This is a genomic window from Cnuella takakiae (assembly GCF_001953305.1).
GTDB lineage: Bacteria > Bacteroidota > Bacteroidia > Chitinophagales > Chitinophagaceae > Flavisolibacter > Flavisolibacter takakiae.
Map to the genome: position 1 here is coordinate 2,322,821 of NZ_MTFE01000010.1, position 3,450 is coordinate 2,326,270.

3 protein-coding genes are annotated in these 3,450 nt (G+C 52.2%); all 3 read right to left on the reverse strand.

Features of this window, described 5'->3' with window-relative positions; translation table 11 throughout:
- Nucleotides 1-83: 83 nt before the first annotated feature.
- Nucleotides 84-1,511 (reverse strand): glycosyltransferase family 2 protein, encoded by a 1,428-nt coding sequence (locus BUE76_RS10160; RefSeq protein WP_073048192.1) that lies wholly within the window; start codon nt 1,509-1,511, stop codon nt 84-86.
- 14 nt (nt 1,512-1,525) lie between these two features.
- The gene (locus BUE76_RS10165) at nt 1,526-2,407 is read right to left on the reverse strand and encodes a hypothetical protein (protein ID WP_073048194.1); all 882 of its coding nucleotides are present in this window, start codon (nt 2,405-2,407) and stop codon (nt 1,526-1,528) included.
- Between the two features lie 63 nt (nt 2,408-2,470).
- Entirely contained in the window at nt 2,471-2,827 is a 357-nt protein-coding gene (locus tag BUE76_RS10170; protein WP_073048197.1) for a response regulator transcription factor, read from the reverse strand.
- Between the last annotated feature and the right edge of the window lie 623 nt (nt 2,828-3,450).

Below are 3,450 nucleotides of genomic sequence, written 5' to 3' on the forward strand. Positions count from 1 at the left end.
CTGTCTTATGTTCCCCTGCCGCCACCGTCCCAACCTCTTCGCTCCACTCCATGGTCCATGGTCTATCGTCCATCGTCCTCCGGCTATACAGCCTTCTTGAATCCCGTCCGCTTCATTTCACCCCAGCCTTTCTGGCGTTTCAGCAGGAGGTCGATGTGACCACGGATTGCCGAGTAGGTAACAAAAGGATGGAAGTAAAAAGGCTCGAGGATAGCGGCAAACATCAGCTTGCGGATATCGCCCTTGTTGCGGTACTGGTTGAAGGTGCTCACTTCCATGAGGATGGCAAAAAAGGACAGCAGGTAACCAAAACCCAGCACAAAGGCCAGCAGGGCCAGGAAATGTTCCCAATCAATCATGCCGGTAATGGCCAGCACCAAAAAGATGATAAAACCTACAAACTCAATAAAGGGCGCAAGGAATTCGAACAACAGGAAATACGGAATACTGACAATGCCCAAAATGCCATAGCTCGGATTGAAAATGGTTTTGCGGTGCTTCCACAGGGTTTGTATCAGGCCGCGGGCCCAGCGGTTACGCTGGTTGTTCAGGAATTTAAAAGAGGCGGGGGCTTCCGTCCAGCACAGGGGTTCGGGAATGTACTGTACCCGGTAGGGTAGTCCATTTTCTTCCATATAGCGGCGCATGCTCACCACCAGGTCGAAGTCTTCGCCAAAGCTGCCCTGCTGGTAACCGCCACAGGCAATTACCACATCCCGGTCGAAGCAGCCAAAGGCGCCTGAAACAATGAGCAGGCCATTGATGCGGCTCCAGGCCATGCGGCCCAGCAGGAAGGCACGGATATATTCCAGCACCTGTGTACGCACAATCAGGTTGCGCGGCATATTGATTTTAGAAAGCCTGCCATTGTGTACCTCGCAGTCATTGATGATGCGTACCACACCGCCGGTGGCAATCATCTGCCGGTTGGTGCTTTGCAAAAAAGGCTTTACCATTTTCAGCAGTGCGTCCTGTTCCAGGATGCAGTCGCCATCGGTGGCAACAATGTATTTATTGCGGGCCAGGTTGATACCCGCGTTCATAGCGTCGGCCTTGCCGCCATTCTCTTTGTCAATCACCACTACCTTCCGGTATATGGGGTTGGTGCTGCGGTAAACACCCTTTATGGGTTTGCAGGCAAGCTGCCCTTCGCAGGGCCGGGTGGTGTCGGGTACCAGTTCCAGCTTTTTGATCAGCTTTTCCAGGGTATCGTCCTTGCTGCCATCGTTGATGATGATCAGCTCCATGTTTTCATAGTGCAGCGACAGCAGGCTGCGCACATTGTCCAGGATGGTAGGTCCTTCGTTATATGCCGTTGCCAGCAGGCTGATGGAGGGCGCCAGCTCACTGGAAGCCAGCACGCGGTAGTTGGTAAAACTGAGCTTGCGCAGGTAGCGGCGTGTTTCCCTGATGGAAAACAAGGCGATAAGCAGGTAAGAGCCCAGGCTGAGGATGGAATATACCAGCACGAAGTTGGAAAACCATTGCAGGGCGGTATGCCAGAAGTTCATAGGTCCGGATTTGTTTAGGCAGTAAGGGGTTGGGCAAGCGGGGTGGCCATGGCTTTGCGAAGCATCTCTTCGGTGTACAGTTCGGTAAGACCCCAGTGGTGGAGGCATTGGTTTGCTTCCCGCCTGATGGCGGTATTGCTGTGGCGCTGCAGCCCTTCAATCTGGCCGGCATAGCCAAACAACTGGAACAGGCGGCACAGGCGGATGGCAAAAACCACTACCGACTGTTGGGAGCCCAGCAGCCAGCCGTCCATATCGGGAAGTTCGACACCGGTGTACAGCTGCATTTGGTGCAGCAGGTTGAACTGCTGCCACTCGGAAAGGGCGTGTTGCAGGCTGTTGAGGAAACGTAAACCATCAGGGCCTTCCAGTCGGATCATACCCAACTGGGCTTCGTTGCGCACCGAGAGGTTGGGATGGTTGGTCAGGTCCACTATCAGTTCGGCAACCTGGTACTGGCCCATGGAGCTCAGTTGCTGTATGCCCTTGGCCTTGCGGTGCCATTTGCGGCTGTGCAGCAGGGCCAGCGACTGGTCTGCCAGTTGCAACTGGTTGTACACGGCAGTGATGGTTTCGTTCATATTGCCGCGCAACGACTGCTGGGTGCGTACCAGTTCGGAAGCCAGCACCCGGCGCACAAAAGGCTTTTGCAATGCCGCCTCAAATTCCGGCGGCAGCCTCAGGTCCTGTTCCCCTACATTTTCTTCCATCAGCATTTCGGCAAGCAGGTCTTTCCACTGGGCCCTTATCTGGCGGCGCTGTTCTTCCTTGTACCGGTTTATCCGCATCATGATCAGGATGCCGGCACCCAGCACCAGCAGTACCAGGGCCACAAAAGCCGTGAACACCCATATAAGGTTCTCGGAAAAGTGGAGTTCGAGTGCGTATTCGTTCATAAGCAAAGGTGGAAGGGGATAAGCAGCTCCGGTAGTGGGGTGGGCGTAAGCGGTCAGGGTTGGCTAGGAAGCCAGCTTTTTTACCCGCACTACCAGTTCATTGAGGCTAAAGGGTTTGGTGATATAGTCGTCGGCACCCAGGGAGAATGCATCCATTACTACGTGCTCCTGGCCAAGAGCGGAAAGCACAATAACGGGTGTAGAACAGTGGGCCTGCTGTTTCATCCAGCCCACCACTTCAAGCCCTGAAACAAGGGGCATGTGGATGTCGGTAATAACAAGATCGGGCGTATGGTTTTCCAGGTGGGTGAGGGCATCCTGCCCATTGGATACGGCGGTAACGGAGTAGCCTTCTTTGGACAGGCGTAACTCCATCATTTTCCGCAGGATGTCTTCATCCTCGGCTATCAGGATTTTCATTGGATCGAAATTAAATAGCAAAGGTCTGCAATATCTGCCAATTCGGTGGAAGGGATTTATTAACAGTTGAATATATGTGAATACGGGGCAGAGCTGGTCGAAAGAAGTCGAATTTGCCAGTGTCCGAAATCAACTTGCATTTGCAGTAGCTTATCTTTTAATCTATAGTCCGACCATTACTAAGTATTTAAAGTAAGCCCATCATCTTTGGTCATTGGATGACCCAGATTTGCTTCCGCACCTAACAACACAATTTATGGTGCAGCCAGTGCGGCATTATCAACCAGGAGAAACAGGAACTTGGTGGCTTTTTTTAATAGCAGAATTCTGCTCCTAGCTTACTAAAAGAAGTCGTGTTTAGTGGCTTTTTACAGGGTGAGTTTTGCAGGTTAGCAACCGAAAACTGCACCTTTAGATTGGGTTCAAACAGGTAGCGGTCCCTGCGCTTATATGATTGAACCCGGCTAATTACGACATAGCCAACTCAAAGGGCTATCCTTTATGCACGCTGGTAGCATTACCGAGCAATTGCTGAACAGCCAGCAGGCAGTCTTTACCATCCAATGCTTTTTTTACAAGTGGGGCACCAAGCATGGTACTTAAAAAATTGTCGATATGGCTGG